The organism is Bifidobacterium pseudolongum subsp. globosum (genome assembly GCF_000741295.1).
In the GTDB taxonomy this organism is placed as follows: domain Bacteria; phylum Actinomycetota; class Actinomycetes; order Actinomycetales; family Bifidobacteriaceae; genus Bifidobacterium; species Bifidobacterium globosum.
In genome coordinates, this window is sequence record NZ_JGZG01000022.1 from 1 (window position 1) to 17,134 (window position 17,134).

Below are 17,134 nucleotides of genomic sequence, written 5' to 3' on the forward strand. Positions count from 1 at the left end.
GGTCGTCGACGTCGACGACGTGCGCGGTGACGCGTTCCTCACCGTCGGCGCCCATCCTGTGGTTGAAGACGATGTCGGCGAGGACGCGCAGGCCGTGGCCGTGCAATGTGCGGATCGCGCCCAGGTAGTCGCCGCGTGACCCGTATTTCGTCGGCACCGAGCCTTTCGCGTCGAATTCGCCGAGATCGTACATGTCATAGACGCCGTAGCCGACGTCCGCGTCACCCGCCTGTCCTTTGTATGCCGGAGGCAGCCATGCCATCGTGAATCCGGCGGCGGCGAGGTCCTGCGCCTGCGCCGCAATCCAATTCCACAACCCGTGGTCGTCGGGCAGATACCATTCGAAGCATTGCAGCATCGTCTCGTGGTTTGCTGTGCCAGCCGTCATATCCGCTTGTCCATTCATCGGTACCTGTGTATGCTCCATCGGGTTCCATGCTAGCCGCGGCACACTTCGCTACGCCCGTAGCTTGGCTCTGCGCTTCACCGCGCGCAGGCGGTGACGAACGAACGGAACAGTCGCCGGCTCGTCCCATCCACTGTGTAGAGGAATTCGGGATGCCATTGCACAGCACGGAAATATGTGCTCCCCGGCCTGTCGATCGCTTCAACGAGGCCGTCCTCGCTCACCGCCATCGCAGTAAGCCCCTCCCCCAACTCGCGTATCGCCTGATGATGGTAGCTGTTGACCGCGAGGGCGTCGACACCGAGTTCAGCGAACAGTGGCGTCCCTGTTTCTATGCACACACCGTGCACGGGACGGTCGTATGGAGGTCGCTGATGATGGTCGACGCCGGAATCGAATTCACTCGGCAGATCCTGGTACAACGTGCCGCCGCACGCCACGTTCATGATCTGCAGACCACGGCATATGCCGAACACCGGTTTGTCGTGCGCGAGCGCGAGGCGCAGCAACGCGAGTTCCATCGTGTCGCGCTCGGCGTTTGGCACGACGTTGTCGAACCTTGGCTCCTCCCCATACTGCCGCGGCTCGACGTCATGCCCACCGGTCATCAGTAACCCATCGCACATCGTGAAAATCTGCTGTATCTCATCATCTTCCGTCGTCAATGCTGGCATGAACGGCACGGCGCCGGCTTCGCGCAGCGCATCCATATACCCGGGCAGCATCCACAGGCTTTCACGTTCGTCGTCGACGAGCGGCATTACGGCGATCGTAGGTCTCATGGGCATCCTCTCTGCTTCGTTCGGCGTGGATGGATGCTTCAGCCTACCCACATTCGGCATTCGTCTCCATGACGTACCTATTACGTCCCTGTTTCGGATGGTGCACCTCGGCTGCGGCGGCGCGACGGACGCGTATCGAAGGTAGAATTATGGGAATCCGTATCCGATGTCGTCAGGGAACGAGGAATCATGGTGGACAGAGCAAAGGAACAGGCGCTCGCAACAATGCCGAAATGCGAGCTGCACCTGCATATCGAGGGGACGCTCGAACCGGATCTGGCACTGGCGTTGGCCAAGCGCAACAGGGTTGCACTGCGGTGGACGAGCATCGACGAGCTCAAGGCCCAGTATGAGTTCGAAGACCTGCAGTCGTTCCTCGACCTCTATTATGCGTTGATGAGGACGCTCAAGACGAAGGATGATTTCAAAGACCTCATGGTCGCCTATCTCACACGGGCGAACGCGGATGGGGTCAAGCACGCGGAGATCTTCTTCGATCCGCAGGTGCATGTGTGCACGAATGGTTTGGATTTCAACACGGTGCTCGACGGTCTGCTTGAAGGCATGGCGATTGGCCGCGAGCGCTTCGGCATCACTGGTGGCCTCATTCTGAGTATCGTGCGCGATATGGATATCGATTCGGCGAACATGATCCTCGATCTGGCGCAGCCTCGGAAAAACGAGATCCTCGGCATCGGTCTGGATTCGGCGGAAGTGGGCTATCCGCCGGACCGTTTCGTCGACCAGTTCGAGCGGGCAAGGTCGTTTGGCTGGCATTGCGTGGCGCACGCCGGCGAAGAGGGGCCGGCGGCGTATATTCGCGATGCGCTCGATCTGCTGCATGCCGAGCGCATCGACCACGGCATCCACATCCAGGACGACCATGAGCTGCTCGAGCGTGTCGTGCGCGATGGCGTTCCACTCACCTGCTGCCCGTTGTCGAACCTCAGGCTGCAGGTCGTGCACGATATGCGCAAGCATCCAATTCCCCGTTTCCTGAACGAAGGAGTTATGTGCACGATCAATTCGGACGATCCCGCGTATTTCGGCGGCTATGCCGCCGCGAACTACGCTGCGCTCGCCGACATCGGCATGTCGATGGAGGAATTGGCGGCGCTCGCCAAGAATTCCGTCGACGCATCGTTCGCCTCGGATTCCCGCAAGACACAGCTCACAGAGGAGCTCCTCGCATGGCGAGCGCAGCACGGCATCTAGACTTCCAGCAAAGCCGGAGAGCATCGCTGCATACGTACGGGCTATGTCGTTTCATTGCGTAATATCACCATATATTACTGAATATTGCCTCGTATCCGCATATATCGCCTTGTATTTTGATGCATCGTCCTATATGTGCATTATTCACAACCCTGCAGCCCTTCAGATACCTCGCCGGCACACATCACGGCGTCAGCGAGTGCGAGCCGCAGTTTCTCCCGGAATGTGAGCATATGGACACGCACATCGCGGTGCGTAACCGCATCTTCAAGCGCGGCAATAATCTGCGGACGCTGCCGTGTCGAGAATTCGGCGATGTATTGCCGGAACTCCTCTTCGAACTCATGTTCGACCCATGGCATGTCCTCGCGTTTCACACCGATGCGTTGTTCGGCCCCCGCGACGCATATGTCGGTCGGGAAATCAAGGAAGAATACGGTATCGCAGTATTCGAGGCGCTGCGGCAACGTTCTGGCGTAATTGCCGTCGATGATCCATGCGTCACGCTTGAGAATCGACTGCAACCGCGCGTCGAATTGCTCACGGGTGACGGTTGTCCTGTCTGGTTTATGCCACATCATGTCCAGATAATACAGTGGCTGTCCGGTCACATCCCGCAGTCGGCGCACGAACGTGCTTTTGCCCGCACCTGGGCACCCAATGACGAGAACGCGTTTCATGACCTCACACTCTGCTCTTCCTAATCGTTCACCAACGATACGACCTCAGACATAATATTGTTCCGCTCGCTGTTTATGAGGATACATGGCATGGGGTTGCTCTTCCGCGTCAGTGAATGGCCCATGACCCTCAGCGCCGAACTCGGGCGCACTTCTTACGGAAGCCCAACGCTCCCAGCACGAAGAAGACGGCGAGAAAACCGAACAGAGCCAGCAAGTCGATCCAGATCGCTTCCCAGCCTTGCCCCCGCAGCATCACGTCGCGCAACACCTCCACTCCATAAGTGACTGGGCAGCATTTACCAATGGCCTGCAACCACATCGGCGCACCCGACAGGTCGAACAGGCCGCACAGCAGGATCTGCGGCACGACGAACAGCAACATCATCTGCACCACTTGGAACGGTGTTCTGGCCAATGCCGAGACCAACAGACCCAGACTCACCGACGTCATCGCCAGCAACATGCAGGTGAGCACCAGGAACCACATATTGCCCACACAGGGGAATCCTATGAACCGAATGGAGATCCCCAGAATGATGAACGACTGCACAAACGAAAGCACACCGAACGCTGCCGTGTACCCGGAGAGAATCTGGGCGCCGCTGATCGGCGTGGTGAGGAAGCGGGTCATCGTACCGCCGGTGCGTTCGGTCACCAACGACATCCCCGAGGTGATGAACGTGAACACGAACAGGAAGATGCCTATGAACACCGGGCCATAGAAATCGAATATCTTCCAATCCTCACCGCCATGCAAATAGACGGTGTCGACGCCGGTGACCGCCAGCGCCTCCATTTCGGGGTCGGCGGCCTGCATGAGCTCATCCACTGCAGAAGCCATGCGCTGCTGGGTCTTCGGCTGTGGATTGGCCATGATAGACTGCAACTGCTCCGCCTTGCGCTGCATGGCGGCTTCAGCCTCCCGCTGCGCAGCCTCGACCTCGGACTGGTGTTCTTTGCGCAAGGCGGCCATCGCCTCGTTCACGGCCGCCATCACCTGCTGCGATTTGCCCGTATCGGTCCCCTCGAGTTCCACCCGCAATGTGTCGCCATCCATCGACAGCACCGCGGCCACATCGTCGGCGTCGATGAGGTCCTTCGCCTGCGATGCGTCAGCGCGCTCGATGTGCGCATCCGTCTTCGACAGCTGCGTCTGCAACGCTTCGGGCAGGTCGACAGTGGCGACATGCACGGATGCCGCCGTACCATTGAGGATCACGGTGAGCAGCCACAGCACGAGCACCGGCGCCACGAACAGCAGCGCCAGTGTGCGACGGTCGCGGCCGAACTGGGTGAGAATACGTGCGCACAATGCACGGATCCTAAGCATGGCGTTCCTCCTTCTGCTGGGCCGCTTCCCCGCGATGCCGTTCCAATGTCAGGAAAGCCTCTTCGAGATCGGCGGCATGCGTACGCCTGCAAATCTCTTCCGCAGACCCGTCCGCGATCACACTGCCGCGGCGGATCATCGCAATCCGTTCGCATCGTTGCGCCTCATCCATCACATGCGTGGTCATCAGGATCGCCACACCTCGGTCCGACAACTCCCGTAGATGCCGCCAGATGAAGAGCCGCTGTTCGGGATCCAACCCCACGGTCGGCTCATCCAGCACAAGCAGGTCCGGCCGCTGCACCAGCGCGACGGCGAGCGAAAGTCTGCGTTTCATGCCACCCGAATAATCGGCCACCAGCTTTCCGCGATCATTACGCAGATCCGTCAATGCAAACAGCTCATCCATGCGCGCGCGCAACGCGCTGCCGTGCATACCGAACAGTTCACCGAAGAATCTGAGGTTGTCCTGTGCGCTGATGTCCTCATAGAGCGCCGTCTCCTGCGGCATGAAGCCGACGCGCCGGCGTGCATTCCGGTATGGCGCCTGTTCTCCGAATACACTCACCGTGCCGCTCTGCGGAACCTGCACGCCCATGATGGTGTCGACGAGCGTGGTCTTGCCTCCGCCGGACGGCCCGAGCAGACATAGCATCTCGCCTGCGTCGACGGTCAGCGAGATGTTGTTCAACACTTGGTTCGAACCATGGGCATACCGGAAATACACGTCACGCACATCAATCACGTGCGAGTCTCCCCTGTTCGGCATGGAGGCCGCGGTCATTGTCTTTTCTGTATTCACGGTGCCGAAATATAATCGAACATGGTGTTGGATAAAACCATTACTTCAGGATCATTTGACGGATTTCATCGCGAAAAGAGGAAGGTATGGGACGGCCAAGGAAAGACAGTGCAACAAAACCTGTGCAGGAGCGTCTTGAAGATGCCATGATCAAACGCATGCTCGACGAACCGGTCGGAGCGGTCTCGGTGCGCGAACTCACCGAAGACACGGCATGCAATCGCAGCACGTTCTATTATTACTTCAACGATATCGACGAGATCGCCAACGCCGCGCTTGACCGTGCCATACCCTATGAACTTCCGCTCACCATCGCATCGTTGATGGTGACCTACGGCACCGAGCCGCTTTCCTCGCAACGATTTGACGAGCTCCTCGAGCAGCATGCGAAAATCGATCCGGAGCAGGTCGACATGCTCTGCCTACTGCTCAACGGACCGAATGGCCCCTTGGTGGAGCGCAAGGTGAAGGATGCTCTGTCGCACATCTATCCGACGATAGTAGATGCCTTGCCGAACGAAGGTGCGCGTGACGAACTCTCGCTGCGCATCATCTTCGAATACGCGTCGAGCGCGATCCTAGGCCTTATGGCCTACCGGGGCGCCATCGGGCTGAGCGTACCGGTCGAACGTATGATCGGCGCTGTCGCACCGGAGGTACCCCGTGCGCTCATCGGCTGCATCAACCGTGCGACTCACGCGTAGCGAATTCATGCCACATCGCAACGGTTTCCCACGTCTCTAGAGCAAAGCGCCCCCGCCTTCATGGCAGGGGCACAAGCGACCTTCTTTGGAGCCGATCACTCCCATTCAATCGTCGCCGGCGGCTTCGACGTGCAGTCGAGCACGACGCGGTTAATCTGTCGGCATTCGTTTGTGATGCGCGTCGAGATCGTCGCGAGCACGTCGTACGGCACACGCGACCAGTCGGCCGTCATCGCGTCCTCGGAGCTCACGGGACGCAGCACAATCGGCATGCCGTACGTGCGTTCGTCACCCTGCACACCCACGGAGTGCACGTCGGCGAGCAGCACGACCGGGCACTGCCAGATGTCGCGGTCCAGACCGGCCTTCGACAGTTCCTCACGGGCGATCGCGTCGGCGTCGCGCAGAATGTCGAGTCGTTCCTTCGTGATATCGCCGATGATGCGGATGCCGAGGCCCGGACCCGGGAACGGCTGGCGCCAGACGATCTCGTCCGGCAGGCCGAGCTCGGTGCCGATCGCGCGCACCTCATCCTTGAACAGCGAGCGCAGCGGCTCGATCAGTTCGAACTTGAGGTCGTCAGGCAGGCCGCCCACATTGTGGTGCGACTTGATGTTCGCAGCGCCGTCCCCGCCACCGGATTCGACGACGTCGGGGTACAACGTGCCCTGCACAAGGAACTTCACTTCCTTGCCTTCGTTGCCTGCGTCCTCGATGACCTGACGCTGTGCTTTCTCAAACGTGCGGATGAACTTCTCGCCGATGATCTTGCGCTTGGTTTCGGGATCGGACACCCCCTTGAGCGCATTCAGGAAGTCCTCGGAGGCGTCGACCGCGATGAGCTTGATGCCGGTGGCCGCCACGAAATCGTGCTTGACCTGTTCCGCCTCGCCCTTGCGCAGCAGGCCGTGGTCCACGAACACGCAGGTGAGCTGGTCGCCGATCGCACGGTGTACGAGAGCCGCGGCGACGGCGGAATCGACACCGCCCGACAGGCCGCAGATGACCTGCGCGTCGCCGACCCGCTCGCGGATCTTCTTGACCTGATCGTCGATGATGTTCGCGGCGTCCCAGTCACGGCCGATGCCAGCACAATCATGCAGGAAGCGTTCGATGAGCGCCTGGCCCCTCGGGGTGTGCTTGACCTCTGGATGCCACTGCACGCCGTAGAGTTTGCGCAGCGGATCCTGCATCGCGGCCACTGGCGCACCCTCGGTGTGTGCGAGCACCTCGAAGCCCTCGGGGGCTTCCTTGACAGCCACACCGTGGCTCATCCATGTGGTTTGCTCCGATGGCGAGCCGGCAAGGATGCCGTCGGGATCGTCGATGACCGTTTCGGTCTTGCCATATTCACCCAGTGCGGCTTTGTCCACATCACCGCCGAGTTCATGCGCCATCACCTGGAATCCATAGCAGATGCCGAGTACCGGCACACCGGACTCGAACACCTTCTTGTCGATGGACGGGGCGCCGGGCTCGAATACCGAGGCGGGGCCACCGGAAAGAATGATCGCCTGCGGGTCCTTGGCGAGCATCTCCTCGACCGGCATGGAATGTGGTACCAACTCCGAATAGACGTTGGCCTCGCGCACGCGACGGGCAATCAATTGCGCGTATTGGGCGCCGAAATCAACGACGAGTACAGGCCCTTGTGCCATAAGTTGAACCCCTTAATACATAGGTATGCTGTGGCGTGTAATTGACATACTCCATTGTGGGCATGCAAGTAGACAAGCCGGCCCATACAGGACCGGCATCGGATTGCAGGGCTACTGCGACGCCTGATTCCTCGCAATGTGCGGTTTACTGCAACACGCCGCCGTGCATTGTGTCCAATCGAACGGGATCAACCATGCACATACGCTTGCAATCATTGCTATTGCAGCGTTCCACGAGGGTTGAGAGGTAATTCCGGAATGCACAATTCAACTGGTAAAGTTTGCAAAAGAGGTAAGAAATATCACATTTACGCACACACATGCCCAAAAAGAAGCAAAAAGTCAGAGAGTTCACGTAACATGATTCTCGATTGGACACGGGGTTCCTCCCCAGTGGGAGGACATGCGGATCCCGTGGCCACATTGGAACAAACAATCGCACAGCATTGTGCAGGAGTACAGGAGTACACATGACAAATCCTGTTATTGGCACCCCGTGGCAGAAGCTGGATCGCCCGGTTTCCGAAGAAGCCATCGAAGGCATGGACAAGTATTGGCGCGTCACCAACTACATGTCCATCGGCCAGATCTATCTGCGTAGCAACCCGCTGATGAAGGAACCCTTCACCCGCGACGACGTGAAGCACCGTCTGGTCGGCCACTGGGGCACCACCCCGGGCCTGAACTTCCTTCTGGCCCACATCAACCGCCTCATCGCTGACCACCAGCAGAACACCGTGTTCATCATGGGCCCGGGTCACGGCGGCCCGGCTGGCACCTCCCAGTCTTACGTTGACGGCACGTACACCGAGTACTACCCGAACATCACCAAGGACGAAGCTGGCCTGCAGAAGTTCTTCCGCCAGTTCTCCTACCCAGGCGGCATCCCGTCGCACTTCGCGCCTGAGACCCCGGGCTCGATCCACGAAGGTGGCGAGCTTGGCTACGCGCTCTCCCACGCCTACGGCGCTGTGATGAACAACCCGAGCCTGTTCGTGCCGTGCATCATCGGCGACGGCGAGGCCGAGACCGGCCCGCTCGCCACCGGCTGGCAGTCCAACAAGCTCGTCAACCCGCGCACCGACGGCATCGTGCTGCCGATCCTGCACCTCAACGGCTACAAGATCGCCAACCCGACCATCCTCGCTCGTATCTCTGACGAAGAGCTGCATGACTTCTTCCGCGGCATGGGCTACCACCCGTACGAGTTCGTTGCCGGCTTCGACAACGAGGACCACATGTCGATCCATCGTCGTTTCGCCGAGCTGTTCGAGACGATCTTCGACGAGATCTGCGACATCAAGGCAGCGGCCCAGACCGACGACATGACCCGTCCGTTCTACCCGATGCTCATCTTCCGCACCCCGAAGGGCTGGACCTGCCCGAAGTTCATCGACGGCAAGAAGACCGAAGGCTCCTGGCGCGCACACCAGGTCCCGCTGGCTTCCGCCCGCGACACCGAAGAGCACTTCGAAGTCCTCAAGGGCTGGCTGGAATCCTACAAGCCGGAAGAGCTCTTCAACGCCGACGGCTCCATCAAGGATGACGTCACCGCGTTCATGCCGAAGGGCGACCTGCGCATCGGCGCCAACCCGAACGCCAACGGTGGTGTGATTCGCGAGGACCTGAAGCTCCCCGAGCTCGATCAGTACGAGGTCACTGGTGTCAAGGAGTACGGCCACGGCTGGGGCCAGGTCGAAGCTCCGCGCTCCCTCGGCGCGTACTGCCGCGACATCATCAAGAACAACCCGGATTCGTTCCGCATCTTCGGGCCTGATGAGACCGCGTCCAACCGCCTGAACGCGACCTACGAGGTCACCGACAAGCAGTGGGACAACGGCTATCTCTCGTCGCTCGTCGATGAGCACATGGCCGTCACCGGTCAGGTCACCGAGCAGCTCTCCGAGCACCAGTGCGAAGGCTTCCTCGAGGCTTACCTCCTCACCGGCCGCCACGGCATCTGGAGCTCCTATGAGTCCTTCGTCCACGTCATCGACTCGATGCTGAACCAGCACGCGAAGTGGCTCGAGGCCACCGTCCGTGAGATTCCGTGGCGCAAGCCGATCTCTTCGGTCAACCTCCTCGTCTCCTCGCACGTGTGGCGTCAGGATCACAACGGCTTCTCGCATCAGGATCCGGGTGTCACCTCGGTCCTGATCAACAAGACGTTCAACAACGATCACGTGACGAACATCTACTTCGCGACCGATGCGAACATGCTGCTCGCCATCTCCGAGAAGTGCTTCAAGTCCACCAACAAGATCAACGCGATCTTCGCCGGCAAGCAGCCTGCCCCGACGTGGATCACGCTTGACGAGGCCCGTGCCGAGCTCGAAGCCGGCGCCGCCGAGTGGAAGTGGGCTTCCAACGCCGAGAACAACGATGAGGTCCAGGTCGTCCTCGCCGCCGCTGGCGACGTTCCGACCCAGGAGATCATGGCTGCTTCCGACGCCCTCAACAAGATGGGCATCAAGTTCAAGGTCGTCAACGTTGTTGACCTCCTCAAGCTGCAGTCCCGCGAGAACAACGACGAGGCCCTCACGGACGAAGAGTTCACCGATCTCTTCACCGCCGACAAGCCGGTCCTGTTCGCGTACCACTCCTATGCGCAGGACGTTCGTGGCCTCATCTACGACCGCCCGAACCACGACAACTTCAACGTTGTCGGCTACAAGGAGCAGGGCTCCACGACCACGCCGTTCGACATGGTCCGCGTCAACGACATGGATCGCTACGCGCTCCAGGCCGCTGCCCTCAAGATGATCGACGCCGACAAGTATGCCGACAAGATCGACGAGCTCAACGCGTTCCGCCAGAAGGCGTTCCAGTTCGCAGTCGACAACGGCTACGACATCCCGGAGTTCACCGACTGGGTCTACCCGGACGTCAAGGTCGACGAGACGCAGATGCTCTCCGCGACCGCGGCGACCGCTGGCGACAACGAGTGAGCCTAAGGGTTAACGCTTCCCGGTAATCAGCATACGGGGAATCAGGGCGTGTGGAAATTCGTTTCCACACGCCCTTTTCATATCATCTGAGCATGCGTTCTCTGTCACAGGTACGACCCGCGGCCGGGTGAATTGCCACGTGACCGCCAATGCGTACAATGGAGGAGTGCGTGCCTTTCCCGCACGCGCAGCCATGCACCACCCCGCATGCACGCAACGTAGCATGCATCATAAGGAGTCATTGTGAGCCTCAAGAATGTGAGCATCATCAGTCCCGAGCCAGGCAATGGACGCAACGTAGTCGCGCTCGGTCTTGTTGCCCTGCTCGCCAAGACCAACGTCACGAGCGTGTTCCGCCCGGCTGTCTCATGCACGGAGACTTTCACCGACACACTGCTCGACTATGCGAACGCGCACCAGACCCGTGAACAGGCCATCGGCGTCACCCTGCGCGATGCACGCATCAACAAGCAGAGCGCCCGCGCGCAGATCGTCAGCAAATTCATCGATACGAACGCCCAGCTCAATCCCGCGGTGCGCGTGATCGTCGGCAGCGACCGCAATGGCGTTGGAGACCCGGAACGCTTCAACTTCAATGCCGATGTCTCCGCCGACCTGCAGGCACCGGTATTGCTGACCGTCTGCACACTGCACCGCACACCCCAGCAGGTGCATGAGACGATCGAGGCCTGCACCGAGGTCATTGTCGACGCCGGCACCAAGGTCATCGGCGTGTTCATCACCGGCTGCGATGAGAACCAGTGCACTTCGCTGCGCACCTATTTCAAGGATTACGACGTGCCCGTCTGGACAGTGCCATTCCTCGATCTCGAAGAGAACGCCACCCCCGACGACGCCATTGGCTCTTTTGCCGCGCATGTGCCCGCAGATGAACTGCTGCGCACCTTGGACTCCCCCTTCGTGCCGCCGACCACGCCGTACGCCTTCCAATACGACATTCTCGCGCGCGCCAAGAAGAACCGCAAGACGATCGTACTGCCCGAAAGCGCCGACGACCGCATCATCACCGCCGCGAACTATCTGCTCGAATCGAATGTGGTCGACATCGTGATCATCGGCGAGCGCGACGAGATCCTCGAACGGGGCAAGAAGCTCGACCTCAAGTCGCTTGACAAAGCACGCTTCCAGTCGATGGAGGACGAGCAGCTGCTCACTGAGATGATCGACAAACTGTGCGAGTTGCGCGCCAAGAAGGGCATGACCCCTGATGTGGCCCGCAAGACCTTGCGCGACCCGAATTACTTCGGCACGATGCTCGTGGTGCTCGGACAGGCCGACGGCCTTGTCTCCGGCGCCATCAGCTCGACCGCCAACACGGTGCGTCCGGCCCTGCAGCTCATCAAGATGAAGCCCGGTACGAAGTCCGTCTCCGGTGCGTTCCTCATGTGCCTCAAAGACCATGTGTCCGTGTTCGCCGACTGTGCGATCAACCTCAATCCCAATCCGGAGCAGTTGGCAGACATCGCATTGCAGTCCGCCCAGACCGCCAAGGCGTTCTCAATCGAACCGCGTGTGGGCATGCTCTCATACTCCACTCTCGGTTCCGGCAAGGGCCCGGATGTCGATCTGGTCGTCCAAGCCACGTCGATCGTGCGTGAGAAGAACCCGGACCTGGCGCTTGTGGGCCCAATCCAGTTCGATGCCGCATGGTCGCCGGATGTGGCCAAGGTCAAGGCACCCGGCGATCCCGTAGCCGGCCGTGTCTCTGTGTTCGTGTTCCCCGACCTCGATTCGGGCAACATCTGCTACAAGGCCGTGCAGCGCTCCTCCGGCGCCGTGGCCATCGGCCCGATCCTGCAAGGACTCAACAAGCCGGTGAACGATCTGAGCCGTGGCGCGCTGGTGCAGGACATCATCAACACGATTGCGCTCACCGCCATCGAAGCCCAGCAGAACGACTGAGGTACACCGCACAACCATGAACACGATGCGGGCGTTGTGGCTCCACTTCCCTATGGATCAGAGCCACAACGCCCGCATTGTGTCGTCCGTCATCTTTTTGTAGCAAACGGCGAGTACCCTGTACTTCTGGAAAGCCGCAACAGCGGTGAACACAAAACACCAATGGAGGATGCCCAGAATGGCAAAAACCGTCCTTGTTATCAATTCCGGCTCCAGCTCGATCAAGTACCAGCTTGTCGACCTTGAAACCGGCGAAGGTATTGCCTCGGGTCTCGTTGAGAAAATCGGCGAGCCGATCGACGGCCACTACAAGTACGAATACAACGGCGAAAAGCACGAGCTCGAAGAACGCATCGACAACCACGAGCAGGGTCTCAAGCGTGTGCTCGGTTTCTTTGAGGAATACGGTCCGAGCCTCGAAAGCGCCGGCATCGTGGCCGTGGGCCACCGCGTGGTCCAGGGCGGAAGCACTTTCCCCGACCCGGCCCTCGTCACTGACGAGACGATCAAGCAGGTTGAGGACCTCGCGGTGCTCGCTCCCCTGCACAACGGCCCTGAGGCCAAGGGTGCCGAGGTCATGCGCGAACTGCTGCCGGATGTACCGCAGATCTTCGTGTTCGATTCCTCCTTCTTCCAGCAGCTGCCGAAGGCCGCCAGCACCTACGCGCTCAACCGTGAAGTCGCCGAGAAGTATAAGATCCGCCGTTACGGCGCCCACGGCACCTCGCACTGGTACGTCTCCTCGAAGGTCCCCGAGCTCATTGGCAAGCCCGCTGAAGGCCTCAAGCAGATTGTGCTGCACATCGGCAACGGTGCCTCCGCTTCCGCCGAAATCGACGGCAAGCCGATTGAAACCTCGATGGGCCTGACCCCGCTCGAGGGCCTGGTCATGGGCGGCCGCACCGGCGACATCGATCCGGCCGCTGTCTTCCATCTGATCCGCAATGCGCACATGGATGTGGATGAGCTCGATGACCTCTTCAACAAGAAGTCCGGCATGATGGGCATGACCGGCTTCGGCGACATGCGCGAAGTCCATCGCCTCATCGCCGAAGGCGACGAGAACGCCAAGCTCGCGCTCGACGTCTACGTGCACCGCATCGTGAGCTATATTGGCGCCTACACCGCCCAGCTCGGTGGTCTCGATGTCATCACGTTCACCGCTGGCGTCGGCGAAAACGACGAGATCGTGCGCCGCATGGTCTGCGAGAAGCTCGCCCCGTTCGGCGTCAAGCTCGATATGGAGAAGAACGACACCCGTTCCAAGGAACCGCGCATCATCTCCACGCCGGATTCCTCGGTGATCATCGCCGTTGTCCCGACGAACGAAGAGCTTGCAATCGCACAGCGTTCCGCCGCAATCGCCGAAAAGGGCGAAGACACCTACGGCAACAAGATCGCCTGAGCGATCTGCGCCATCCGTCTCACTGAACGATGAAAAGAGGCCAGCCGAATCCGGCTGGCCTCTTTCGTGTTCCCCCCCACAGGAATTTATTCTGCCATAGCGTAGCATCCGAACGATGCCAAACCACATATATTGACAAAACGTTCACAACTGTTTTCCTGTGGTATTCCCTACCGCATAGACTGCACCATAACGGTTTACTCATGCTGTGCCAGCATAGCGGTCCACAGGCCGGTGAAATCAGGGATCGTCTTGCGTGTCGTCTGCACATCCTCAATCGAGATGTCCGCGATGCGCAGTCCCAGCATCGCCGCGAACGTGGCCATGCGGTGATCCGCGTAGGATTCCATGACCGCGCCATGCAGCCGGTCTTCTGCAACCGGTTCGATTGCGATGCCATCGGCGAGTTCATGTGCATGCGCGCCCACACGTTCGATCTCACGCACGAGCGCCTCCAGACGGTTGGTCTCATGCCCGCGCAGATGCCCAATGCCGGTGAGGGACGACGCACCGTCCGCGAACACAGCGATGGCGGCGATGCTCGGCGTGATCTCCCCTGCGGCGGACAGGTCGAGTTCGCCCAATGCCCGAATGGCCCCATCGGAGCGCACGGTCAGTGTGCCACAGTAGCGATCGTCGAATTCCTCGCAATCAGCGAGCTCGTTGAACGAAGTGCCGTCAAGCGTAACGTCGGCACCGAACCGGTGCAGGATTGCCGGCAACAGACCGCCGGGCTGTGTGGTGTGCGCCGGCCAGTTCGGCACACTCACCGACCCCGATGCGATCAGGGCGGCACCCAGGAACGGCGCGGCGTTCGACAGGTCCGGCTCGACGGTGATTTCCTGAGCCATCGCCAATGCACGCGGTTCGACCGTCCATTCGCCTCGTTGGGGCATCTCGACCGCACCACCGGCGGCATTGATGTCTTCCATGGTCATGCGGATGTGCGGCAGGCTCGGCAGTTTGCGGCCGGTGTGCCTGAGCGTCAGGCCATTTGGCAGGTGTGACGCCGCGAGCAGCAATCCCGAAATGAACTGCGACGAAGCGCTGGAATCGATCTTCACCACAGGGCGACGGTTCGACTCCAGCGTCGTCGGCGGGGTGACGGTGAACGGCAGATGCCCTTCCTCCCTGTGGTATTCGACGTGCGCGCCCAAACGGCACAGACCGTCCAGCAGGGGCTTCATCGGTCGCGCGTACGCCTGCTCGTCGCCGTCGAACCGCACCGGACCATTGGCGAACAGCACCAGTGGGGGCACAAAGCGCATCACTGTGCCGGCGAGCCCGCAATAGACATCGGTATCACCGTGGAATACGCCGTCGGCGGGCGGGGTGATGGTGACGTCCGTCGCGTCATCGTCGTTCTGCGTGCACGTCACGCCGAGCGCGCGCAATGCCCCGATCATGAGCTCGGTGTCGCGCGAACACAGCAAGCCGCGGATATGCACAGGCTGCGTGCTCAATGCGGCGAGGATGAGGAAACGATTCGACAGCGATTTGCTGCCCGGAATGGTGACGGTGGCGTCAAGCGGCCCTTCGGCGAGAGGCGCCGGCCAAGGTTGGGTATCATGTTCGGTCATAGGCTTCATCGTAATGGCAACGGTTGAACATGGGGCGCGCATCTCACGAATGCCGGCATGGATACAGGGAGCAGAGCATCGGGCGACTCAGAAAAACGGGGCCGTATCGACAACGGCCCCGCATGATCGTCGGGCTGACAGGATTTGAACCTGCGACATTCTGCTCCCAAAGCAGACGCGCTACCAAGCTGCGCCACAGCCCGAGGCGTGAACAAAGATGCTTTCACGCACAAGCGATAACTATACCATGGCGCGTGACTAATTCGATACAATGGGGTGTCGAGTGGAAAGGCAGGCGTATGGGACGGCATCAACGAGCTGAATCATTGGGACTCATATCCTTTGTCTGTTGTGCCCTTGTCGGGTGTGGCGGCATGTTTCTGTATCTGCAATTGGCCCCCGCGTTCTGGCAGCTGTCGCAACGCCGGTTCATGGCATGCGCCGCGATTGTTGCAACTTGCGGCGTAATCTCGTTCATTGTCGGCTACATCCACCGCATGCGCCTGCTCGACGTGCAGAAAGGGTGGATACACACTGTGCGCCGCACCTTTGAGATCCTCGCGCTCTCCATCGTCTATGCGTCCACACTGTTCCTCATGTCGTATATGATGTTCTCCCTCGTGAATTCGATCATGGGCAAGGCGATCTTCACGTCGTACATCCCCGCATTGACCGCCGCCTTCGCTGGCGTGAGCGGGTATCTGACGTTTGTACAGGCCGAGTTGATGAACGCCAAGACGCTTTCGGCGCTCCTGCCCTTCTTTGTGATTGCCGGCGTGAGCACCGCAAGTTCCACGACGACCGATCCCCACTGGTTCCGCAACAATTTCTCGGAGCTCGGCGACCGTACGACCTTTGCTGCGCGCATGTTCAACACCACCCTCATCCTGGGCGGTATCTGCATCATCATCATCACGTACTTCGCCATATCGGAGCTCATCGCCACCTACCGCATCGTGCGGCCGAACGGAGACATCGCCATCCGCCAGCCGAACGTCTCCTACAAGATTCCCCGCTTCAAGGTGCGCATCACCATATTGACCGTCATGCTTGTGCTGTCCGGTGTGGCGTTCATTGGCATCGGCACATTCCGCTACACGCCCCACCCGATTCTGCACAATGTGTTCGCACGCGGCATGCCGGTCCTTATGTTCATCATGCTCGTGGCGCTCCCCTGGCTTGCCCCGCAGCTCTCCAAGGCCTTCTTCGCCATCTCCGACCTCGCCATCGTGGTCTGTGCGCTCGTGGGCATCTCGTGGCTCATGGGCAACAACACACTGACGAACGTCGAAGCGCTCGCCGCCATGCTGTTCCTGGGCTGGTTCATCGGATTCTCACGCCAGATCGCCGCGATCGAAGCGGACCGCATCCAACGGCAGATCCTCGCGCATCAGGTCATCAATCCGGCGGCGCTCGACAAGATGATCGACGCCGAGGAACAGGCAGGGTTCAGCACGGTGCTCACCGATATGAGCAGCCCGATGCTGGCGAACGAGGCGAAGAACGCGATACAGTCATTGGCCAAGTGACATGGCCATCGCGTGAGGGGGGGGGGGCGGCAGCGACCGAACAGGRMGCCGCGCAATGGGCGCATGAGCATATGACCAAGCCAGTCGTGGCGTACATCGCAGGGTTCACCGCCCCCGAAGGCAAGCAGATGGGCCATGCCGGCGCCATCGTGTCCGGAGGCAAGGGCAC

General features: G+C 60.3%; 13 protein-coding genes, 1 tRNA gene and 1 pseudogene. 7 read left to right on the forward strand and 8 right to left on the reverse strand.

The features are described 5' to 3' along the window. Positions 1-388: alpha-amylase family glycosyl hydrolase (locus BPSG_RS07995; protein WP_034879203.1), on the reverse strand; the 388-nt coding region annotated here is incomplete at its 3' end. 95 nt (positions 389-483) lie between these two features. Further along, a complete protein-coding gene (locus tag BPSG_RS08000; protein WP_026643165.1) occupies positions 484-1,188 on the reverse strand; it encodes a gamma-glutamyl-gamma-aminobutyrate hydrolase family protein in 705 nt (234 codons plus the stop codon). Between the two features lie 189 nt (positions 1,189-1,377). On the opposite strand from BPSG_RS08000, the gene BPSG_RS08005 reads away from it, so the two are divergent. After that, positions 1,378-2,403 (forward strand): adenosine deaminase, encoded by a 1,026-nt coding sequence (locus BPSG_RS08005; protein WP_026643166.1) that lies wholly within the window; start codon positions 1,378-1,380, stop codon positions 2,401-2,403. A gap of 140 nt (positions 2,404-2,543) precedes the next feature. Here BPSG_RS08005 and BPSG_RS08010 read toward each other — a convergent pair whose 3' ends face one another. From BPSG_RS08010 to BPSG_RS08020, 3 genes are all read right to left on the reverse strand, one after another. Continuing rightward, a complete protein-coding gene (locus BPSG_RS08010) occupies positions 2,544-2,984 on the reverse strand; it encodes a P-loop NTPase family protein (RefSeq protein WP_225531366.1) in 441 nt (146 codons plus the stop codon). A gap of 229 nt (positions 2,985-3,213) precedes the next feature. Beyond that, entirely contained in the window at positions 3,214-4,416 is a 1,203-nt protein-coding gene (locus tag BPSG_RS08015) for an ABC transporter permease (protein ID WP_080699174.1), read from the reverse strand. Continuing rightward, positions 4,409-5,200 (reverse strand): ABC transporter ATP-binding protein, encoded by a 792-nt coding sequence (locus BPSG_RS08020; protein ID WP_202961611.1) that lies wholly within the window; start codon positions 5,198-5,200, stop codon positions 4,409-4,411. Before BPSG_RS08020 ends, BPSG_RS08015 begins: the two co-directional genes overlap by 8 nt. A 104-nt stretch (positions 5,201-5,304) precedes the next feature. Between BPSG_RS08020 and BPSG_RS08025 the strand changes: the two genes are divergently transcribed. After that, a complete protein-coding gene (locus BPSG_RS08025) occupies positions 5,305-5,922 on the forward strand; it encodes a TetR/AcrR family transcriptional regulator (protein ID WP_129865792.1) in 618 nt (205 codons plus the stop codon). Positions 5,923-6,017: 95 nt separating this feature from the next. Here the strand turns inward: BPSG_RS08025 and guaA are convergent, their stop codons facing one another. Further along, positions 6,018-7,580 (reverse strand): glutamine-hydrolyzing GMP synthase, encoded by a 1,563-nt coding sequence (guaA, locus tag BPSG_RS08030; RefSeq protein ID WP_026643169.1) that lies wholly within the window; start codon positions 7,578-7,580, stop codon positions 6,018-6,020. A gap of 470 nt (positions 7,581-8,050) precedes the next feature. On the opposite strand from guaA, the gene BPSG_RS08035 reads away from it, so the two are divergent. The 3 genes from BPSG_RS08035 to BPSG_RS08045 all read left to right on the forward strand — a co-directional run bounded on the left by BPSG_RS08035 (position 8,051) and on the right by BPSG_RS08045 (position 13,856). Beyond that, entirely contained in the window at positions 8,051-10,528 is a 2,478-nt protein-coding gene (locus BPSG_RS08035; RefSeq protein ID WP_026643170.1) for a phosphoketolase, read from the forward strand. 243 nt (positions 10,529-10,771) lie between these two features. After that, positions 10,772-12,451 (forward strand): phosphate acetyltransferase, encoded by a 1,680-nt coding sequence (pta, locus tag BPSG_RS08040; protein ID WP_026643171.1) that lies wholly within the window; start codon positions 10,772-10,774, stop codon positions 12,449-12,451. Positions 12,452-12,629: 178 nt separating this feature from the next. Beyond that, positions 12,630-13,856 (forward strand): acetate/propionate family kinase, encoded by a 1,227-nt coding sequence (locus BPSG_RS08045; protein WP_026643172.1) that lies wholly within the window; start codon positions 12,630-12,632, stop codon positions 13,854-13,856. A 197-nt stretch (positions 13,857-14,053) separates the two neighbouring features. On the opposite strand, the gene aroA is transcribed toward BPSG_RS08045, so the two are convergent. Together aroA and BPSG_RS08055 are read right to left on the reverse strand one after the other, a co-directional pair. After that, positions 14,054-15,436 (reverse strand): 3-phosphoshikimate 1-carboxyvinyltransferase, encoded by a 1,383-nt coding sequence (aroA, locus tag BPSG_RS08050; protein WP_026643173.1) that lies wholly within the window; start codon positions 15,434-15,436, stop codon positions 14,054-14,056. 129 nt (positions 15,437-15,565) lie between these two features. Continuing rightward, positions 15,566-15,639 (reverse strand) — tRNA-Pro (locus BPSG_RS08055). Positions 15,640-15,735: 96 nt separating this feature from the next. On the opposite strand from BPSG_RS08055, the gene BPSG_RS08060 reads away from it, so the two are divergent. Continuing rightward, positions 15,736-16,965 (forward strand): hypothetical protein, encoded by a 1,230-nt coding sequence (locus BPSG_RS08060; protein ID WP_026643174.1) that lies wholly within the window; start codon positions 15,736-15,738, stop codon positions 16,963-16,965. Positions 16,966-16,979: 14 nt separating this feature from the next. Then, positions 16,980-17,134: pseudogene (locus BPSG_RS08560) on the forward strand (succinate--CoA ligase subunit alpha); the annotation flags it as partial.

What these genes read in the sequence shown, in the direction of transcription:
- BPSG_RS08020 (WP_202961611.1), bottom strand. Translation starts at nt 5,200, where the DNA reads ATGACCGCGGCCTCCATGCCGAACAGGGGAGACTCGCACGTGATTGAT.
- BPSG_RS08000 (WP_026643165.1), bottom strand. Translation starts at nt 1,188, where the DNA reads ATGAGACCTACGATCGCCGTAATGCCGCTCGTCGACGACGAACGTGAA.
- BPSG_RS08005 (WP_026643166.1), top strand. Translation starts at nt 1,378, where the DNA reads ATGGTGGACAGAGCAAAGGAACAGGCGCTCGCAACAATGCCGAAATGC.
- BPSG_RS08015 (WP_080699174.1), bottom strand. Translation starts at nt 4,416, where the DNA reads ATGCTTAGGATCCGTGCATTGTGCGCACGTATTCTCACCCAGTTCGGC.
- aroA (WP_026643173.1), bottom strand. Translation starts at nt 15,436, where the DNA reads ATGACCGAACATGATACCCAACCTTGGCCGGCGCCTCTCGCCGAAGGG.
- BPSG_RS08060 (WP_026643174.1), top strand. Translation starts at nt 15,736, where the DNA reads ATGGGACGGCATCAACGAGCTGAATCATTGGGACTCATATCCTTTGTC.
- guaA (WP_026643169.1), bottom strand. Translation starts at nt 7,580, where the DNA reads ATGGCACAAGGGCCTGTACTCGTCGTTGATTTCGGCGCCCAATACGCG.
- BPSG_RS08025 (WP_129865792.1), top strand. Translation starts at nt 5,305, where the DNA reads ATGGGACGGCCAAGGAAAGACAGTGCAACAAAACCTGTGCAGGAGCGT.
- BPSG_RS08045 (WP_026643172.1), top strand. Translation starts at nt 12,630, where the DNA reads ATGGCAAAAACCGTCCTTGTTATCAATTCCGGCTCCAGCTCGATCAAG.
- BPSG_RS08035 (WP_026643170.1), top strand. Translation starts at nt 8,051, where the DNA reads ATGACAAATCCTGTTATTGGCACCCCGTGGCAGAAGCTGGATCGCCCG.
- BPSG_RS08010 (WP_225531366.1), bottom strand. Translation starts at nt 2,984, where the DNA reads ATGATGTGGCATAAACCAGACAGGACAACCGTCACCCGTGAGCAATTC.